The following is an 18735-nucleotide window of genomic DNA, read 5'->3' as shown; positions in this document are numbered from 1 at the left end:
ATGACAAAAACAACTCTGCTATTTGACTTAGATGGCACACTTATCAATACAAATGAACTCATTATCGCTTCTTTTACTCATACATTGGATCAATTTCGTCCAAATGAGTATACGCGTGAGATGATCTTGCCTTTTATAGGTCCCACACTTCAAGATACATTCCGTTCCATTGATCCGGAGCGTTGGGAAGAGATGATCGAAGTGTACCGCGAGCACAATCACAAGCATCATGATGAGCTTGTGGAAGACTACCCAGGAGTCTATGAAGGAATTAAAAAGCTGCATGAGTTAGGCTATAAGCTAGCGATTGTGACTACGAAAAAAAATCAAACGGCTCAAATGGGCTTGAAGCTCAAAGGACTGGATCAATTTTTTGACGTTGTGATTGGCTTAGATGATGTCTCTAATGCAAAACCCGATCCAGAACCGATCCAAAAAGCGCTAGACGCTTTAGGTTCCACAGCAGAAGAAGCCATTATGGTCGGCGATAACTCACATGATATCTTAGCCGGGCACAATGCAGGTGTTACTACGGCTGCTGTTGGATGGGCCATTAAGGGTGAAGAATACCTGCGTTCATTTAACCCAGATTATGTATTGAATACGATGGATGATTTACTTGAAATCGTTGGAGTGACACAGTCGTGAGTCGGAATACGGAACGCTATCCGGTTCCGTCGGCCAACTCCTTATGGCATATTTATAAAACTGTTCCTTTTTGGAAGGTCATGCGGAATTTTATCGTCATTCAAATGGCACGCTATACACCTTGGCTAAAAGTGAAAAACTGGCTTTATCGCCGGGGGCTAGGAATGAAAGTTGGCGAAGAAACAGCCGTTGCCTTAATGGTTATGATGGACATAATGTTTCCAGAGAGAATCACAATTGGTCGTAACTCGGTCATTGGCTACAACACCACATTATTAGCTCACGAATATTTGATTAAAGAATATCGTTTAGGTGACATAATCATCGGTGACGAAGTGATGATTGGAGCTAATACCACCATCCTACCAGGCGTAACCATTGGCAATGGAGCAGTGGTATCAGCGTGCACCTTAGTTCATCGAGATGTCGAACCGTATACCTTTGTAGGTGGAAACCCAATGCAGGTGATCAAGCAGTTGCCAGAACCAGAACAAGAAGCATAGCAGATAGCTGCTGTGCTTTTTTGTTTTGGGGTGGAGTGTGGGGTGCGCGGGAAAGCGAAGTCGGTGCGCGGAAAACTTGAAAATGCGCGGGAAAGGAGAGCGAGTGCGCGGAAAACTTGAAAATGCGCGGGAAAGGAGAGCGAGTGCGCGGAAAACTTGAAAATGTGCGAAAACTTGGAAAGTGCGCGGAAAAGGGAGGTCGGTGCGCGAAAATCCGAAAAATGCGCGAAAATCCAATCCAACGCGCAAAAATCAAGCTCCGGCGCTCAAAAACTCCCCCTGTCCACCTCCCCCCATCCACTCTCCCACCCACTTACTCAAGACTATCCGTCAGCAAAAAAGGGTATTAGTCTATTAATAAAGAACTACTGAGTAAGAGAGTTGTGCTTTAGGGGGAGGGGACATTGGTGCTGACCATGCGGGATGTGGTAGATCTTGAGATTATGGAACCGTCTGTTGTTCAAACGGCATCGTCTAGTTTAGATGAACGAGTTGTGGAGTGGGTGTCGATTACAGAAGCGCCCGTTGAGAATTTTGTGCGGAAGAATGAGATGGTGCTGACGACGGGCATTGGCTATGCGCAGGCTCCTCAGGATTTTTATGAGTTTGTTCAAGATGTTATTCAATCGGGGGCTTCTGGTTTAGGGGTAGCTACCGGAAAATATATTGTTGAGCTGTGTGATCGTTGTGTGGATATGGCAGAGGAGCACGATTTTCCAATCGTTTTTCTACCGTGGGAAATTCGCTTTGCGGATGTGACTCAGTCCATTACTCAAAAAATTACTGATTTAAAGCAGGGTTATATTCATGAATTGCAAAGTATACAACAGGAATTGCTTTCGATGGTGCTTGAGGGGGCGACACTTTCTCAGCTTGCAGAGCATGTAGCAAAACAGCTTCGAGCTCCTGTTTATTTAACTGATAAAAATGGTGGATTAAAAGGTTCAAGTGAAGTAGATGCAAATGAGTTGCAGAAATGGTCAACGCTTTTTAAAGAGCAAGCAAATCAACTGGCTCGACCACTTGAAGAGCAAGATCATCCGCTACTGACAAAAGTTGAGTTGGGAACGTGTGAGGCAGGTTCGTTTCTGCGTCTTCCTATTGCACAGTCCAGTAACAATATTCAAGGCTATGTTTATAGTATTCTAGCTAAGGATCAGTCTATGGTTCCGGCAGCAGTGTTTATTATATTGGAGCACGTTGTGACGGCCTCTGCATTTTGGTTCCTGCGAGAGAATGCGGTGCTTGAAGCAGAGGCAAAAGTAAAGGATCACTTTGTCTGGGAGTTAGCAAAGGATCATTTTCATACGAATGAAGAGATGCTAACACGAGCACAAACGTTAGGTTACAATCTGGAGCTACCTTATGTTGCAATTGTGGGTTATCCAAATGATATGAAGCAGATGTTTCAATCGGGGGAGTCATCAGCTACACAAAATGATTGGATGCGGAGTATGGCTCATTATATTGAGGAAGAAGTTCTTCATGTAGCAAAATCAATCAAACGTAAAGCAATGGCGACCTTTCAAGCTAGTCAGATCATCATTTTTTTAGAAATCACCGAAGAGGCTGGACGGGAAACGGTTCATAGTTTTCTTGATTTAATGAACCGACGTTTGATCACTCTTTTGCCGAGTGTCGACATGTTTTGGGGAGTTGGTGATGGTGCTGAAACGACCTTTTCTTTTAGTCGAAGTTTTGAGCAGGCAAATCAAGCTCTGCATATTGGTAAAAGGAGAAAGGATATTTCACGCCGCGTTTTTTATTCCGATACACGTGTGGATCGAGTACTGCAAGCGATGGGAGAATATCCAGAGTTGCGAGATGTGGTAACGGATATCATCAAGCCGCTTTACCAGTATGACCAGCAACGAAATATGGATTTGATTGGCACCTTTACAACGTATCATCGAAATCAAAGTAAAGTGAGTCAGACCGCTCGTGTGCTCCATCTGCATCGACAATCACTCTTGTATAGATTACGAAAAATTGAATCATTAACGCAGTTGTCATTGGCTAATCCGGATGATGTCTTTTTACTGGAGCTCAGTATACGGATATGGCATTTGCAGGTAGTAGAAAAAGGGTAATACGTTTAGATTGAAGTGGACAGGTATATATGTCTACTTCTTTTTTTGTTGTTAGATTATCTACAAATAATCACCAGAATGTCGACTGGATCCGGTTACAAACTCAATCTGTTGCTATTTTGACTACAATTGGGCTGATATTTTCTTACACTTTATTCATTGAACATTGCCTGTCCTATTGCATATACTTTAAATATTCAAACAATTAAATAAAAACCCGTTTCAAAAGCTTTGGGATATTAAAAGGAGGAATCATGATGCTTTCATTCACAATGGAAGAATACCAAGAGAGAATCAAGAAAACAAAACAAAGGATGGAGGCATCAGGTATTGATGTTCTTCTTTTGAGTGATCCGGCTAATATGAATTATCTAACTGGATATGACGGCTTGGTCCTTTTATGTGCATCAAATGGTTGTGGTGATTATTGATGAGGACCAACCACTTTGGATTGGGCGTTCTCAAGATGCAAATGGGGCAAAACAAACGGCATGGCTGCACCATGATCATATCATTCCGTACCCTGATGATTATGTTCAGTCTTTGACAAAACATCCAATGGATTTTGCGGCACAAATTTTAACGGAGATTGGTCAGGGGAATCGCGTGATTGGTGTTGAAATGGATCAGTACTATTTCACTGCCGCATGCTTTGAGCACTTGAAACTACATTTGCCTCATGCGCAGTTTAAGGATGCAACAAATTTAGTCAATTATGTCCGCTTAATTAAATCCGATCAAGAAATTGAATATATGAGAAGGGCAGCGGTTATTGTTGAACACGCGATGCAAGCAGGGATTGATGCAGTACAGGCTGGAGTTCGGGAATGTGATGTAGCGGCTACCATCTATCAGGCTCAGATCTCAGGAACAGAAGCGTATGGTGGTGACTATCCAACCATTGTTCCGCTGTTGCCTTCAGGCATTAAAACGGCAACTCCGCATTTGACGTGGACTGATGGTACGTATAAACAAGGTGAAACGGTCATCTTGGAAATAGCGGGCTGTTATAAACGTTATCATAGCCCGTTAGCAAGAACGTTAGTAGTGGGGCAACCAACTGCACAAATTGCGGATCTCTCCAAAATTGTGATCGAGGGATTAAATGAGACGCTACATTTTGTCAAACCTGGTGTGACGTGTGAAGAAGTTGAAGCTGTCTGGAGAGCGAGCATTGCTAAGCATGGCCTTGAAAAGGAATCAAGACTTGGTTATTCAATGGGCTTAAATTACCCACCTGATTGGGGCGAGCATACGGCAAGCCTTCGAAAAGGAGACAAAACCATCATTCAAGAGAATATGACCTTCCATGTGATTCCTGGCATGTGGTTTGACAGCTTTGGGGTGGAGCTTAGTGAATCGATTCGTGTCACAAAAACCGGGTGTGAAACGTTCGCCAACTTTCCACGAGAGCTTTTTACAAAACATCCAAACATTCACTCAGCATCCTAATGAAATAACGAAGAAGGCTCCTTATCGGGCCTTCTTTACATGTAGAGCTTTACTAATAGAGAGGAGAGATTATATGAGTAAATTTGATCAAGCTAGAGTCGGCACAAAAGCAGTATGGGGAGGAGAAAAAGAGTATCTGGTTCATGGAGCAACGCAAGTCCCGGTCATCCCAAGTGTTGCGTTTGGTTATGATGATATGGATGAATGGTACGATGTGGCGATTGGCAAGAAAAAGGGTCATATCTATGGGCGAAATACCAATCCTACCGTTCAGGCGTTTGAGGATAAGGTAAAGGTGCTTGAGAACGCAGTAGCTGGTACAAGTTTTTCTACAGGCATGGCTGCGGTTAGTAACACACTGTATACATTTTTATTTCCTGGAGATAAGGTTGTGACGATTAAGGACACGTATGGTGGCACAAATAAGCTGTTCACCGAATTTTTGCCCAAGCTTCAGATTGAGGTTGTTTTCTGTGAAACAGGAAATCACGCTCAGATTGAGCAGGAAGTTGCCAAAGGCTGTAAGCTTCTTTATTTAGAAACCCCAACCAATCCAACGGTTAAAATCACCGATATTAAACGAACGGCACAAGCTGCAAAAGCGGTCGGAGCACTAGTTGTTGTTGATAATACATTTGCAACTCCTGTGAATCAAAATCCGCTTGAACTAGGTGCTGATCTTGTGATTCATAGTGCAACTAAATTTCTCGGTGGGCATGCTGATGCACTTGGAGGTGTAGTCGTTGGTAATGATGAGTCCTTGGTGGAGGCAATCTATCATTATCGTGAAATTAATGGGGCAACGATGGACCCATGGGCTGCCTATCTCCTGCTGAGAGGAATGAAAACACTTGATCTTCGCGTAAAACGCCAGGCTGAAAATGCGATGAAACTAGCAAAGTTTCTTGAAACATCCGATCTTGTTGAATCTGTCTTTTATCCAGGTTTATCGACTCATCCAAACCACGAGATTGCGCGTGAACAGATGAGAGGTTTTGGCGGCATGTTGAGCTTTTCTGTAAAAGGAGGGGTTGATACGGTGCGTGAGCTATTACCTAAGCTTGAATTTGCCAATCGTGCGGCTAATCTTGGTGCAGTTGAAACAACGGTTGGACCAGCAAGAACAACAAGTCATGTGGAATGTACACCTGAGGAGAGAGCTGCGATGGGTATTCCAGAAGGGCTGATTCGAGTTTCGTGCGGTATTGAAGATGCTGAGGATATCCTTGCTGATTTTAAACAAGCCATTGAGTCAGTTGGAACACCTGTAAAAGCTTAATGAAGAAGCACTCAATGGTTACTCACGCAGAAGCGATTGCCGATTCGATCAGCGTGTGGCGTAGACAGTTTCATCAGTTTCCTGAGCTAAGTTTCCAAGAAAAAAAGACAGGGGAGTATGTCGCCACTATCTTAAATAACATCCCTGGAATTGAGGTGCAAACAGAGGTTGCAGGTCATGGTGTGGTGGGACGCTTTTCTACTGGAGAGGGTCCTACTATCGCATTACGTGCGGATATAGATGCTCTCCCCATTCAAGAAGAGAACGAGCATGCTTATGCCTCCAGCAACACCGGAGTGATGCACGCATGTGGACATGATGCACATACGGCTATTTTGCTTGGTGCGGTTCACTTAATCACAGATGAGCTGCGTAAAGGCGAGTGGAGCGGAACCATCCTGTTTATGTTTCAGCCGGCAGAAGAAGAAATTGATGATTCCGGGCGATCAGGTGCTGTGTATATGATCGAAGAAGGTGTATTAGAAAATGTCGATGCTGTGCTTGCCCTACATATGTGTCCATGGCTGCCAGTTGGTGAGATCCAAGTGAATGATGGACCAAGTATGGCGAGTGTAGATGTCTTTAAAGGAACAATTGAAGGCACAGGTGGTCACGGGGCCTATCCCCATTTTGGAACTGACCCGATTTGGATGATGAGTAAGGTGTTGGACACCTTGTATGGCATCGTCAACCGCCGTATTTCAGCGCTTGATCCAGCCGTTATCAGTGTTGGAAAAATAGAAGCTGGACATGCAAGCAACATCATCCCCAATAAGGTGACAATCGAAGGAACGATACGTGCTTATAAGGAACAAACGCGAGATACACTTCACAAGCATGTTCGTGACGCCTTTACACTAGCTGATCAACTTGGTGGAAAAGGTGAATGCAGAGTGATTCGCGGGGAACCGGCCTTATATAATGATCCCGATATGAATAAGAGATTAATACAAACCGTGCACTCACTTTATCCTGAGATGAAAATCAATCACGCTCCATTTGGAATGGGTGGAGAAGACTTTGCTTATATGACGAAAAAGGCAGCGGGAACGATGTTTTTCCTTGGCTGTGCCTTGCCTGATGGGCTTGTTCGGGATTTGCACACACCGAATTTTGATATCAATGAAGACTGTTTAGCAATTGGTGCGGCAATCCTTGCAGAGTTCGCCATTCAATATGTACAGAAAGAAGGAATCCGTTGAGTAACACTCTTCGCTTTCCTTCTTTTTTTTCGTACAAAAATGATAGGTAGAAATGGTTGACGCTTCTATAAGGGGCATGTAAACTAATATTGAATCCTTTACCTCGCTATTGATTTAGCGAACTAAAGCAAAACGATATGATATAATGAGCGTAACTTGAGACCATATGTGTATTGGGGTGCAGAGAATAATGTCAAAGCTATTCATGTTTGAGAAACCTCTTGGCATGAGAGATACATTGCCAGAGTTATATGAAACAAAAAAGCGTCTAAGAACAGAAATGGCAGATGAGATGAAGCAATGGGGCTACCAAATGGTAGAGACTCCAACAGTTGAATATTACGATACGATTGGTGCCGCGTCAGCCATTTTGGATCAGCAGCTGTTTAAGCTAATGGACAGTCAAGGCTACACATTGGTGCTTCGTCCTGATATGACGGCACCAATCGCACGTCTTGTTTCTTCTAGTTTAAAAAATGAAGCTTATCCAATCCGACTTGGTTACCACTCTCATTTATTTAGGGCACAGCAGCATGATGGTGGGCGTCCGGCAGAGTTTGAACAGGTTGGAGCAGAGCTAATTGGAGATGGAACGGTCAGTGCGGATGCAGAAACCATTGCGCTTATGATTGAGTCGCTAAAACGAACAGGACTTGAACAGTTTAAACTGGCGATTGGTCATGTAGGCTTTGTGGATGCCTTGCTGATTGATATTGTAGGAAATAAAGAGCGAGCAGAGGTGCTTCGCCGTTATTTATATGAAAAAAATTATGTTGGATTTCGTTCTCATGTAAAAGGGCTGCAGCTCTCTTCTATTGATAAAAAAAGATTAGAAGGTCTGCTTAAGCTTCGTGGGGGCAGTGACTTATTTAATGATGCAGAAAAACTGGTTGAATCCGCTCAAGGCAAGGCAGCATTAACAGAACTGCGCGAGCTATGGGCTGTGTTAGAGGATTATGGGCTATCATCATTTATTACCATCGACCTCAACTTAGTGCTTCACATGAGCTATTATACTGGAACCGTTTTTGAAGTATATAGCCAGGAGCTTGGTGTGCCGCTTGGAAGTGGAGGACGTTATGATGAATTATTACAACAGTTTAACCGTCCGGCTCAAGCCATTGGATTTGGCGTTAGACTGGATCTTTTAGCTGAAGCCATTGGTCAATCAGCTCCGCATGAAAGGCGCTCATGTGTCATTTTCAGTCGAGAGCGCCGTGCTGAAGCGATTCAAAAGGCCCGCGATCTGAGAACTGAGGGAGAAATTGTCGTCCTTCAAGATTTGGCAGGTATCACAAACGTGGACCAAATGAGCGAAGAATACGATGAGATTGTTTACGTCATAGGTAAGTCAAAGCAAGGAGGTCAGGCAGATGAGTAATCAATTAACGATTGCGATGCCAAAAGGGCGAATTTTTGAAGAAGCCGTCAATCTTTTGCGACGGGTTGGATATAACCTGCCTGATGAATTTGATGATTCGAGAAAACTGATTATAGAGGTGCCAGAGGAAGAGCTCAGGTTTATTCTCGCAAAACCAATGGATGTACCAACCTATGTTGAGCATGGTGTAGCCGATGTTGGTGTCGCTGGTAAGGATGTCATGATTGAAGAAGAACGAGATGTGTATGAAGTATTAGATCTAAAAATTAGTGAATGTTATATGGCTGTTGCAGGTTTACCTGGATATCAGAAAAAAGACATTAACCCTAAGGTAGCATCTAAATACCCGAATCTCGCTGCTCATTATTTTAAAAAGCAGGGGGAGCAGGTTGAAATTATCAAATTAAATGGGTCGATCGAGCTTGCTCCGCTAATTGGTTTAGCTGATCGGATTGTTGATATCGTCTCCTCAGGTCAAACCTTAAAAGAAAACGGTCTCGTTGAACTTGAGACAATAGAGCCAATTACATCACGTTTTATTGTGAATCCTGTTAGCTATCGAATGAAAGCAGAACGAATAGATAAGATGGTTGAACGATTGTTTGACGTGGTAGAGGAGGGTTAAGCATGCGAATTGTAAAAGTGGATGAAGCCTTTACCATCAAACGAACAGTTGAAGCTGGTAAAGAAAAAGAACAGCAAATCGTTGCGGGGATCATCAAACAAGTTCGTGAGCAAGGTGACAACGCATTATTTAGCTTAACTCGTGAGCTTGATGGAGCAGATCTATCTCAGTTAAAGGTTAAGCAGGCAGAATTAGATGAAGCCTATAAGCACATAGAGCCAAATGTACTAGCTGCAATCCGAGAAGCGATCAATCGTATTCGTGATTTTCACCAAAGACAGGTGAGCCAGTCATGGATGACAACTAATCCAGACGGCGTGATGCTTGGGACAAAAAGTGACGCCACTCGATCGAGTAGGTGTCTATGTTCCAGGAGGCAAGGCGGCTTATCCCTCAAGTATTATCATGAACGTTGTCCCAGCGCAGGTGGCAGGTGTACCTGAGATTGCGATGGTTTCACCAAGCTCAGAAAAACGGTCAGCTACCAGCAGGAGTGCTTGTGACTGCACATGAGCTTGGTGTCAAAGAGATCTATAAAATTGGTGGTGCTCAAGCAGTAGCAGCATTAGCGTATGGTACAGAAACAATTGCACCCGTTGATAAAATTACGGGTCCTGGAAACATTTTTGTAGCCTTAGCTAAGCGTGCTGTGTATGGTGTTGTGGATATTGATATGATCGTTGGACCGAGTGATATAACGGTGCTGGCTGATGACACAGCGATTCCTTCTCATGTCGCGGCCGATCTATTATCTCAGGCTGAACATGATGAGTTAGCAACAGCTGTGTTAGTGACTGATTCAGAAAAACTTGCAGATGCAGTGTCGGAGCAAGTGGAGGTTCAGCTTCAAACCTTGCCTAAAGAAGCGATTGCCCGCGTTTCTATTGAAAATCAGGGTGTCATTTATCTTACGGAAAGTTTAGAACAATCGATTCGTACAGTGAACCAACTGGCACCAGAGCATTTGGAGATCATTGTTCAAAATCCGCTGGAACAGCTAGGCAAAATTCGTCATGCTGGAGCCATTTTCTTAGGACCTTATACAACAGAACCGGTTGGTGATTATTTTGCAGGACCCAATCATGTGTTACCAACAGAAGGAACTGCTCGCTTTTCAAGTCCGCTAAGTGTGGATGATTTTGTGAAAAAATCGAGTGTCTTGTCTTATTCAAAAGAAGCGCTTGTTGCTCAAGCCGACGCGATCACAACGCTTGCTCGCCTAGAAGGACTTGAAGCACATGCCCGTGCAGTGGAGATACGTTTAGGAGATGATTCAGATGAGTGAAGAAAAACGCTATGCAGAAATTGAACGTAATACTGGTGAGACGCAAATTAAGTTGTCGCTTGATATAGATGGAGAAGGTACGACTGAACTTGATACGGGTGTACCATTTATGAATCATATGCTTGATCTGTTTGCTAAACATGGTCAGTTTAACTTATCTGTGCAAGCAAACGGAGACACAGACGTAGATGATCACCACACCACTGAAGATATCGGCATTTGCCTTGGTCAGGTAGTGAAGGACGCACTAGGTTCCAAAAAGGGAATCAAGCGATACGGGAATTCCTTTATTCCAATGGATGAAACCCTTGCTCAGGTTGTTGTGGATCTAAGCAACCGACCACATCTAGAGTTTAGAGCCGAATTTCCGTCTGAAAAGGTAGGTACATTTGATACAGAGCTTGTCCACGAATTTCTATGGAAGTTTGCGTTGGAAGCACGTATGAATCTTCATGTGATTGTGCATTACGGACACAACACACACCACATGATCGAAGCGGTTTTCAAAGCGTTGGCACGAGCGTTGGATGAAGCGACACTCATTGATCCGCGTGTAAAAGGAGTACCTTCATCGAAAGGAATGTTGTAGATGATCGGAATTGTTGATTATGGCATGGGTAATCTGCACAGTGTTAGCAAAGCAATGGAGCGCATAGGTTTGCCTTATGTTATTTCAGATGATCTAGACGTGCTTAAAACAACAGATGGTTTATTACTTCCTGGAGTTGGCGCGTTTCCAGATGCAATGGACATTTTGAATGAGTCTGGTAAAGCTGAGTTTCTACGCCAGTGGGCAGCAGACGGCAAACCACTTATGGGTATTTGTCTTGGGATGCAGCTCCTATTTGAAGAAAGCGAAGAGCACCGCCAAACAAAAGGTCTCAGCCTGCTGCCAGGTAAAGTGGTTAAATTCCAAGGTCAAATGGAAGATGGAAGCTCGTATAAAGTTCCACATATGGGCTGGAACCAACTTCAATTTCATCAACAACACCCACTCCTAAACGATGTTGAGCAAGGCTATGTGTACTTTGTGCATTCCTATGTCGTTCAAACAGAGGACAAGCAAATCTTATTAGCTACTTCTGATTATCACCAAGATGTACCCGCGATTGTTGGCAGAGGATCTGTAGTAGGCACACAATTCCATCCGGAAAAAAGCAGTGTGGTGGGCATGGATCTACTTACAAACTTTGGTCAATTGGTTGAAAAAGGGGTGAAACTACATGACTGAATCAATTATTTATCCAGCTATTGATATGAGAGATGGCAAATGTGTTCGACTTCTTCAAGGTGACTACAATCAAGAGACGGTATATGGAGATTCTCCATTTGATATGGCAAAAACCTTTGCCGAAGAAGGTGCCGAATGGATTCATATGGTTGACTTAGATGGTGCAAAAGCAAAAAAACGTGTGAATCATGAACACGTGATCCGTGTCGCCAAAGAGTTAAAAGCCAAAGTACAAATTGGTGGAGGTATCCGTTCAGCCGAAGATGTGGCTTATTATCTTGATCATGGCGTAGACCGCGTCATCCTTGGAAGTGTTGCTGTTCAAAATCCAGCATTCGCAAAAGAAATGCTTGCTACATATGGCGGGGCACGAATTGTGATTGGTATTGATGCTCGTAACGGGTATGTTGCGACAGAAGGCTGGCTTGAAACGTCTGAAGTCAAAGCCGAGGAGCTCGCTCGTGAAATGGTTCGTTTTGGAGCCGAGATCTTTATTTTTACAGACATTGCTCGTGACGGCATGTTATCAGGACCGAATACAGAAGCGATTGAAGCACTTGCCATAGCTAGTGGTGCCAAGGTGATTGCCTCAGGTGGAGTTAGTTCACTTGATGATTTAGATGAGTTAGCTGCTAAACAATCCTCTGGTATTGCTGGAGCGATTGTAGGTAAAGCCCTTTATACCAATCAATTCACTCTTAAAGAAGCCTTGCAGAGAAGGGGGTAGGCTGATGCTAACCAAACGTATCATTCCGTGTTTAGATGTCAAAGAAGGGCGTGTTGTCAAAGGCATTCAATTCGTTGGGTTGCGTGATGCTGGAGACCCCGTTGAACTAGCTGCTTTTTATGATGGACAAGGGGCAGACGAGCTCGTGTTTCTTGATATCTCTGCGTCTCATGAAGGGCATGAGACGATGATTGAAGTGGTTGAAGAAGTAGCTGGCAAGTTGGCGATTCCGTTTACTGTTGGTGGAGGCATACGTACACTTGAAGACATGAAACGTGTTCTGCGTGCCGGAGCCGATAAAGTATCGCTGAATACAGCTGCGGTGGTTCGACCAGAGTTGATAAAGGAAGGTGCAGACTTCTTTGGCGCACAATGTATGGTTGTTGCCATTGATGCCAAATACGATGAGGAGCTTGGTTCTTGGCGTGTTTATACACATGGTGGGAGAAAAGCAACCGAATGGGAAGTGGCGGATTGGGCAAAACATGCCGTCTCGCTAGGAGCAGGAGAAATCCTATTAACGAGTATGGATCAGGATGGCGCAAAAACAGGTTTTGATGTACCACTCCTTAAAAAAGTAGGAGACGCTGTTTCCGTTCCTGTTATCGCTTCTGGTGGTGCCGGAAACCAAGAACATTTTCTTGAAGCATTTAACGAAGCTGGAGCGGACGCCGCACTTGCAGCCTCTATCTTCCATTATAAAGAAACATCTGTGGCTGAAGTTAAGAGTTATCTAAAAGGGGAAGGACTGTCTATTCGATGAATCTAGAATCCGTGAAATTTGATGATCGTGGCCTTGTACCAGCAATCGTTCAGGACGCAGCAAGCAAAGAAGTCCTAACTCTTGCCTACATGAACCAAGAATCTCTAACAAAATCAATTGAAACGAAACAAACCTGGTTTTATAGTCGTTCAAGACAAGAACTATGGCACAAAGGAGAAACTACAGGAAATACGCAGTCTATTCAAGATATTCGCTATGACTGTGATCAAGACGCCTTACTTGTATTAGTGGTTCCAGAAGGACCGGCTTGCCATAAAGGAAGCTACACCTGCTTCTCCGACTCTCTACTAGATCAAAAGGTAGAAGCGGATGAAACAAGCTCTGTTGCCATCCTTACTGAACTAGAGCGAATTATTGCTGAACGTGAAGCCGAAATGCCAGAAGGAGCTTACACAACCTATCTCTTTGAAAAAGGTGTAGATAAAATCCTGAAGAAAGTTGGCGAGGAAGCGTCAGAAGTCATCATCGCAGCCAAAAATCGCGATCGTGAGGAACTAACAAACGAATCAGCCGATCTCTTGTATCATCTGTTTGTGTTACTTCGGGAGCAGAAAGTTTCCTTTAGTGAAGTTACAGATATATTAAAAGCAAGACATGAATAGCGCAAAGAAATGAGACAGCCTCAGTTGGGGCTGTCTTTTTTATTTAAAGAATATTATATGAGTTTCTTAACTTTTTATATAGATTTTCCCATTCGATATACTTGTCTTAGAAAATGGTATATATATTAAATTATGTAACAGAGAATATATTGATTTTTCTAAAATAAGGGGGATGTATTTTTGGTTGGATTTAATCTTTATAGCAAAAAAGCAGTGATTGGTATTATGATCGTTTTAACGTTAATCCTAAGCACGCTCTCATACAGCTTCTCCGCACTTGTTGATGCAAACAAACAGGTGAAACAGGATATCACTGACTTTTCTAGAGGTACATACGATATCTTACTGCGGCCATCTGGGGCACAAACACAGCTAGAACAAGAGCTTAATCTCATCGAGGAAAACTATCTTGGAGTTGGAACAGGCGGCATTTCGATGAGCCAATGGGAAGAAGTGAAGGCACATCCTCAGGTGGAGATAGCCGCTCCTGTGGCGGCGGTAGGTTTGTTCAGATCTCGCGAACGATCATGGACCATGGAGAAAGATGAAGAAGCGTCAATGTATTATGCGGTGCAGTATTTAACAACTGATGGAGTACATACGTATACACATCATGACGACGTTTTTGTTTATGATTTTTTCCACGAAGAAACGGATGTAAGTATATCGAGATATGCTTCTACAATTGACGTTTGGAATGCGTTCATGGGCGGGGATATGGCGTCATTTAAATTCCCAGATACCTATCACCAAGTGGTTGCAATCGATCCATCAGAAGAGGAAAAATTAGTAGGGTTTGATTTTAAAGCGCTTACTGACAAGGTCTATGATTATGATTCTTATGAGGATGGAGAATTCTCTCTTCCTATCATGAGTTTGTCAGAGGCATCACCCCCGGTATCTATAAAGTTAACCATTGATCCATTACATAACTACAGTGCAGAAGAATGGCAGGAGATAAAAAGTAAATTTATTGATGGGTCTTCTGGATATACAGAATTTAAAGATCCTGAACTTTATCAGGCCATTACAGAGGAATATATTTTTACTCAACGATATCAGCAGGAAGAGATATATGAGATCATCCCGCGAGAAACACAATCCCCGTTTAATCAAGTACTGCTTTTTGTTGATGAAGATATGAATCTGCTTTCAGGCATCGGAGATAATAAATTCGGAGGGACTATAAACTATTTTTCTCAACGAATTGGCTACCAACTTGAGCCTATTTCTTATCAAATGATAGACGATACAACTCTTTATGTAGAACAAATTAGTGAGGACAAGCATTACCAAGCGCCAATATATCGTCAAATGACGGAAAAGGAATTTTTTGAGGTCGATGAATTTAACGTGCCGTTAAACGAGGAAGATATCTTTGAATTCTATGAAAACGGTACATTTTCAATCGAAGAAAATGTCGATACATTAGCGTCTGCTCCACTTGGTATTTATGGTCGAGCACAACCTCACTTGGCTGCAGATCCATCAATAAAACTACATCCATCTGCGATCCCTGGTAGCTTTGTGACCACTCCCGCACATGGTTTGTTATCAATGGAATGGGCTGAAAAACTAAAAGGCGAAACCCCAATTGATGCCATCCGTGTAAAAGTGGCAGGTATTACAGGCTACGACGACGATGCTGCTACTCTTATCCGAGATTTAGCATCAGAGTGGGAGGCGGCAGGATTTACAGTTGATATTGTAGCAGGTGCCTCGTTGCAAGAATTAACTGTACAAGTTGAAGGCATTGGTGACGTTATTCAATCCTTCACCACATTAGGAGCGGCAGACACAGTACGATCGAGTATAAATGCACTTCAAATCGCGTTAACCATTTTATATGCATTAGTAGCTCTCACCTTTGTTAGTTTTATCTTCTTTAATCTTCTTGCAGATCGAAAAGCAGACGAGCAGTTGCTGGCTAAACTCGGTTGGTCTGAGAAACAAATTCGACAAACACGATACAAAGAGTGGGCGAGGATGCTTGGTGCTCCGGTGATGGTTGTTTTAGGCTGTTTCATTTCACTAGGGTTTATTAGAGAGCAATGGTTTCTGCTTTCATTTTCGATACTATTTAGTCTGATCATTCTGCTTTTATTTTTTGTAGCTGAATGGTTACAAAAGCGTAAGACTGTGCAAGTGAAAAAACGCGGAGAGACGGTCACAAATCAAAATATCTGGTTTTATCGTTTTAGTATCTTGGCATCAGGAATCCAACTTTTTCTCACAACCATCCTTTCATGTTTTCTCCCGTTTTTCTTGCTGCAAAATATAGAGCGAACGACACAAACAAAACTTGGTACGTATATCCATGGAGAGATTGAAGGACTTTTTACTCTCATTATCATTTTATTGTATGCGTTAAGCTTACTAACCATCTATCAATCGCTTATTCGTTTGTGGAAAAAACGAGAGCAAGAAATTCGATTGTTTCTTTATCTAGGTTGGGGAGAACGGGCAATTAAAACATATTTTCTCAAAGAGGTGTTGGTGTGGGCGAGTTTTTCTACGATCTCTGGATGGATTGTCAGTCTACTCGCATCTACTTTTTTAATTGAGATAACCGCAGTGTCTATGCTCTCTGGACTAGGAGTTGTTTTGCTTCTTATCCTGTTAACAGCAAGTTTCACGATCTACACATTACATCGGCTTACGACAAAAGGGGGAACCAAGCATGCGTATCAAGCTTCATAATCTAAATAAAACCTATCAATCAGGCATTGAAACAACTCGTGTATTAAGAGACATTGATTTAGTGCTCGAGTCTGGGAGCTGGCTGACGATTACAGGTCCATCCGGGTCTGGAAAAACGACGTTGATGCGGTGCTTATCGGCTATTGAAAAAGCTGATAGTGGAAATGCTAGATTAGGACAATTAGATGTGATGGTTGCCTCAGAAGAAGAACGTCGCCAATTTCGCAGGAACCATCTCGGTTACATCTTTCAAGACTTCCAACTGTTTCAGCAGTTTGATGTGCTCACAAATGTCATGATTCCATTGCTGCCCTATCAAGCAAGAATAACAATTGAGAGGAAAGCAAAAGAACTTCTTGAAACAGTAGGACTCAGTCATAGGTCACATCATATGCCATCCCAACTATCTGGAGGGGAAAAGCAACGGGTTGCGATTGCACGTGCGTTGATGAATGACCCGCAGCTGCTTTTATGTGATGAACCAACAGGAAATTTAGATCTAGAAAATCGTAATAAAATAATGGAAACGATAAAGCAAATTCATCGACAGGGAGTGACCGTTGTTCTTGTGACTCATGACCCCGAGTTAGCTCAATTTGGTGACATACTGTATGAAATGCGTGATGGGGAGTTAAGAAGAAAAGAAAGTATGAAAACAAGAGGATAATCTCTTTTACCGAAACTATGAAAGTAAAAAAGTCGAAATGGCATACTAGCTCTCCATTTCGACTTTTTCCATTTAGTAAATAGTCTGCTCAACTCTTATTCAACGCGACCTGAATTTGGAGAGCTTGAGTTCGTTCGTTTGCTTTCAAATTCCTCACGAGTGTAGACGTCATCAACATTCATGTTGAATTCTACAAGCTCTAGTCCAGTCATGTTATGGATGTTCTTACTTACGCTTTCTTTCACTTCTTTATAAATGCTAGGGATGTTTTTCCCATATTCTACGTACACTTCAATATCGATAGCAACTTGCTTTTCTCCCACATCAGCACTAATACCTTTTGTGATTTTTTCGTCGCCACCGAATGTTTCTCTCACACCTTGGAAGAGGCTTCCGCTCATACCTAAAATGCCAGACACTTCGTTTGTTGCTAATGCCGTAATCTTTTTGATTACTTCATTATCATATGTTAGTCTTTCGCGATTTTCATTTTGACTCGTTTGATCATGCTGTTCTTTTTCTAATTGTGCTGTTGTCTTTTCAGTTGATTGTATGTTCTTTTCCATTTGATACATCTCCCTTTTTTTAAATCAATCTCTTTTTGTAAATAATGCATCGATATAGGCATGTACATTTAAATCGCCGTCGATCCACTTACCGATCAGAAAACCTAGTAGAACAAAAATTCCTACAGCTAACGAATACCCTAAGCCAATCGTGAGAAAAAGAATACTGAAAACGATGGCAATCAGTAGCCCTAGGATGCGCCCACGATAGCGCATGAACGTTTCTTGATTCATGGCGCTTCCTCCTTAAATGACGCGTTCCCGCTTTTTTGTTGGATTGGATTGATTTTTTACAAGTACTTTTACTTCTTTTACAGGAATCTCTAACCATTTCTCAAGCTCCATTTTGACACTTTCTTGAAGCTTTTTTGCATTCTCCTGAACTGGATGTGGTCCAAAAGGAGAATAACAAACAGATACAGTTACTTGTTGAGTTTTTTTAGAAATGCTTGAATCAACATCTACAGAGCGAATTCCTTCAAATCTTCTAATGATTCTTAAAACAGTTGATTCAATCGAATCCTTTGAAATGCCAATCACACCTATGTCAGTAGGAGATTGATATTTGCTTTGGGATCTCTCCCTTTTCTTAAAAGATGAAAGGAAGAGGATTAGTGATACTACGGCTACAAATGAAAGAACACCAATGATAATCCAGTAAATTTCGTTTGTTTGCTGTATAGCTAACAACTCGTTGATAGGTTCATAGATTGCCGTTACATCTAGCAAAACACTTCCTGTTATCAAAAGGGTGAGAAATGCATAGATGCCTATAATAAAACGAATGGCCAGGTTCACATTCTCGCTTCCTTTCTAAATAAAGCTTCTCACTCAATTACGAAAGGATACTTTATCTATTTGCGTTATGTTTAATCTTGAGAGGGTGCACCGTCTCTGAGCATACTATTTCCGAATTGAATGGAGTTAAAACATGGAAACTCCTGACAACTAAAAACCTGATAAAATCGAACTAATTTCTAATAGGCTGTTTCA

17 protein-coding genes and 2 pseudogenes are annotated in these 18735 nt (G+C 42.4%); 16 read left to right on the top strand and 3 right to left on the bottom strand.

Annotated elements, in window-relative coordinates:
* The 16 genes and pseudogenes from ppaX to NDM98_RS09140 all read left to right on the top strand — a co-directional run bounded on the left by ppaX (nt 1) and on the right by NDM98_RS09140 (nt 17176).
* A complete protein-coding gene (gene ppaX / locus NDM98_RS09215; protein WP_251606634.1) occupies nt 1-648 on the top strand; it encodes a pyrophosphatase PpaX in 648 nt (215 codons plus the stop codon).
* Complete coding sequence (locus NDM98_RS09210; RefSeq protein ID WP_251606631.1) at nt 645-1151, top strand: acyltransferase; 507 nt, start codon at nt 645-647, stop codon at nt 1149-1151. Before ppaX ends, NDM98_RS09210 begins: the two co-directional genes overlap by 4 nt.
* 416 nt (nt 1152-1567) lie before the next feature.
* Nucleotides 1568-3241 carry a PucR family transcriptional regulator gene (locus NDM98_RS09205; protein ID WP_251609046.1) on the top strand — a complete coding sequence of 558 codons (1674 nt, stop codon included), beginning with the start codon at nt 1568-1570 and terminating at the stop codon, nt 3239-3241.
* A 257-nt stretch (nt 3242-3498) separates the two neighbouring features.
* A pseudogene (locus tag NDM98_RS09200) lies at nt 3499-4693 on the top strand (M24 family metallopeptidase).
* Between the two features lie 73 nt (nt 4694-4766).
* Complete coding sequence (locus NDM98_RS09195) at nt 4767-5972, top strand: cystathionine gamma-synthase family protein (protein ID WP_251606629.1); 1206 nt, start codon at nt 4767-4769, stop codon at nt 5970-5972.
* Nucleotides 5973-5986: 14 nt separating this feature from the next.
* The gene (locus NDM98_RS09190; RefSeq protein ID WP_251606627.1) at nt 5987-7174 is read left to right on the top strand and encodes a M20 metallopeptidase family protein; all 1188 of its coding nucleotides are present in this window, start codon (nt 5987-5989) and stop codon (nt 7172-7174) included.
* Between the two features lie 190 nt (nt 7175-7364).
* Nucleotides 7365-8555 carry an ATP phosphoribosyltransferase regulatory subunit gene (locus NDM98_RS09185; protein ID WP_251606626.1) on the top strand — a complete coding sequence of 397 codons (1191 nt, stop codon included), beginning with the start codon at nt 7365-7367 and terminating at the stop codon, nt 8553-8555.
* Nucleotides 8548-9180, top strand: coding sequence for an ATP phosphoribosyltransferase (gene hisG, locus NDM98_RS09180; RefSeq protein WP_251606625.1), 633 nt, complete (start codon nt 8548-8550; stop codon nt 9178-9180). Before NDM98_RS09185 ends, hisG begins: the two co-directional genes overlap by 8 nt.
* Nucleotides 9181-9182: 2 nt before the next feature.
* A pseudogene (hisD, locus tag NDM98_RS09175) lies at nt 9183-10465 on the top strand (histidinol dehydrogenase).
* A complete protein-coding gene (gene hisB / locus NDM98_RS09170; RefSeq protein WP_251606624.1) occupies nt 10458-11054 on the top strand; it encodes an imidazoleglycerol-phosphate dehydratase HisB in 597 nt (198 codons plus the stop codon). The pseudogene hisD and the gene hisB overlap by 8 nt, the downstream one beginning before the upstream one ends.
* The gene (gene hisH, locus NDM98_RS09165; RefSeq protein WP_251606622.1) at nt 11055-11696 is read left to right on the top strand and encodes an imidazole glycerol phosphate synthase subunit HisH; all 642 of its coding nucleotides are present in this window, start codon (nt 11055-11057) and stop codon (nt 11694-11696) included.
* Nucleotides 11689-12423: a 1-(5-phosphoribosyl)-5-[(5-phosphoribosylamino)methylideneamino]imidazole-4-carboxamide isomerase gene (gene hisA / locus NDM98_RS09160; protein WP_251606620.1), complete on the top strand. Its 735-nt coding sequence runs from the start codon at nt 11689-11691 to the stop codon at nt 12421-12423. The genes hisH and hisA overlap by 8 nt, the downstream gene beginning before the upstream one ends.
* Before the next feature lie 4 nt (nt 12424-12427).
* Complete coding sequence (gene hisF, locus NDM98_RS09155) at nt 12428-13186, top strand: imidazole glycerol phosphate synthase subunit HisF (RefSeq protein ID WP_251606618.1); 759 nt, start codon at nt 12428-12430, stop codon at nt 13184-13186.
* A complete protein-coding gene (hisIE, locus tag NDM98_RS09150; RefSeq protein ID WP_251606616.1) occupies nt 13183-13809 on the top strand; it encodes a bifunctional phosphoribosyl-AMP cyclohydrolase/phosphoribosyl-ATP diphosphatase HisIE in 627 nt (208 codons plus the stop codon). Before hisF ends, hisIE begins: the two co-directional genes overlap by 4 nt.
* A gap of 180 nt (nt 13810-13989) precedes the next feature.
* Nucleotides 13990-16509: an ABC transporter permease family protein gene (locus NDM98_RS09145; protein WP_251606613.1), complete on the top strand. Its 2520-nt coding sequence runs from the start codon at nt 13990-13992 to the stop codon at nt 16507-16509.
* Entirely contained in the window at nt 16490-17176 is a 687-nt protein-coding gene (locus tag NDM98_RS09140; protein WP_251606611.1) for an ABC transporter ATP-binding protein, read from the top strand. Before NDM98_RS09145 ends, NDM98_RS09140 begins: the two co-directional genes overlap by 20 nt.
* 95 nt (nt 17177-17271) lie before the next feature.
* On the opposite strand, the gene NDM98_RS09135 is transcribed toward NDM98_RS09140, so the two are convergent.
* The 3 genes from NDM98_RS09135 to amaP are packed head-to-tail and all read right to left on the bottom strand — an operon-like array spanning nt 17272 to nt 18540.
* Nucleotides 17272-17742 carry an Asp23/Gls24 family envelope stress response protein gene (locus NDM98_RS09135; protein WP_251606608.1) on the bottom strand — a complete coding sequence of 157 codons (471 nt, stop codon included), beginning with the start codon at nt 17740-17742 and terminating at the stop codon, nt 17272-17274.
* A 24-nt stretch (nt 17743-17766) separates the two neighbouring features.
* Nucleotides 17767-17976, bottom strand: coding sequence for a DUF2273 domain-containing protein (locus tag NDM98_RS09130; RefSeq protein WP_251606605.1), 210 nt, complete (start codon nt 17974-17976; stop codon nt 17767-17769).
* 12 nt (nt 17977-17988) lie between these two features.
* A complete protein-coding gene (gene amaP / locus NDM98_RS09125; RefSeq protein WP_251606602.1) occupies nt 17989-18540 on the bottom strand; it encodes an alkaline shock response membrane anchor protein AmaP in 552 nt (183 codons plus the stop codon).
* Between the last annotated feature and the right edge of the window lie 195 nt (nt 18541-18735).

It is taken from the genome of Alkalicoccobacillus plakortidis (assembly GCF_023703085.1).
Classification (GTDB): domain Bacteria; phylum Bacillota; class Bacilli; order Bacillales; family Bacillaceae_D; genus Alkalicoccobacillus; species Alkalicoccobacillus plakortidis.
This window is presented reverse-complemented; position numbering and strand designations above follow the sequence as displayed.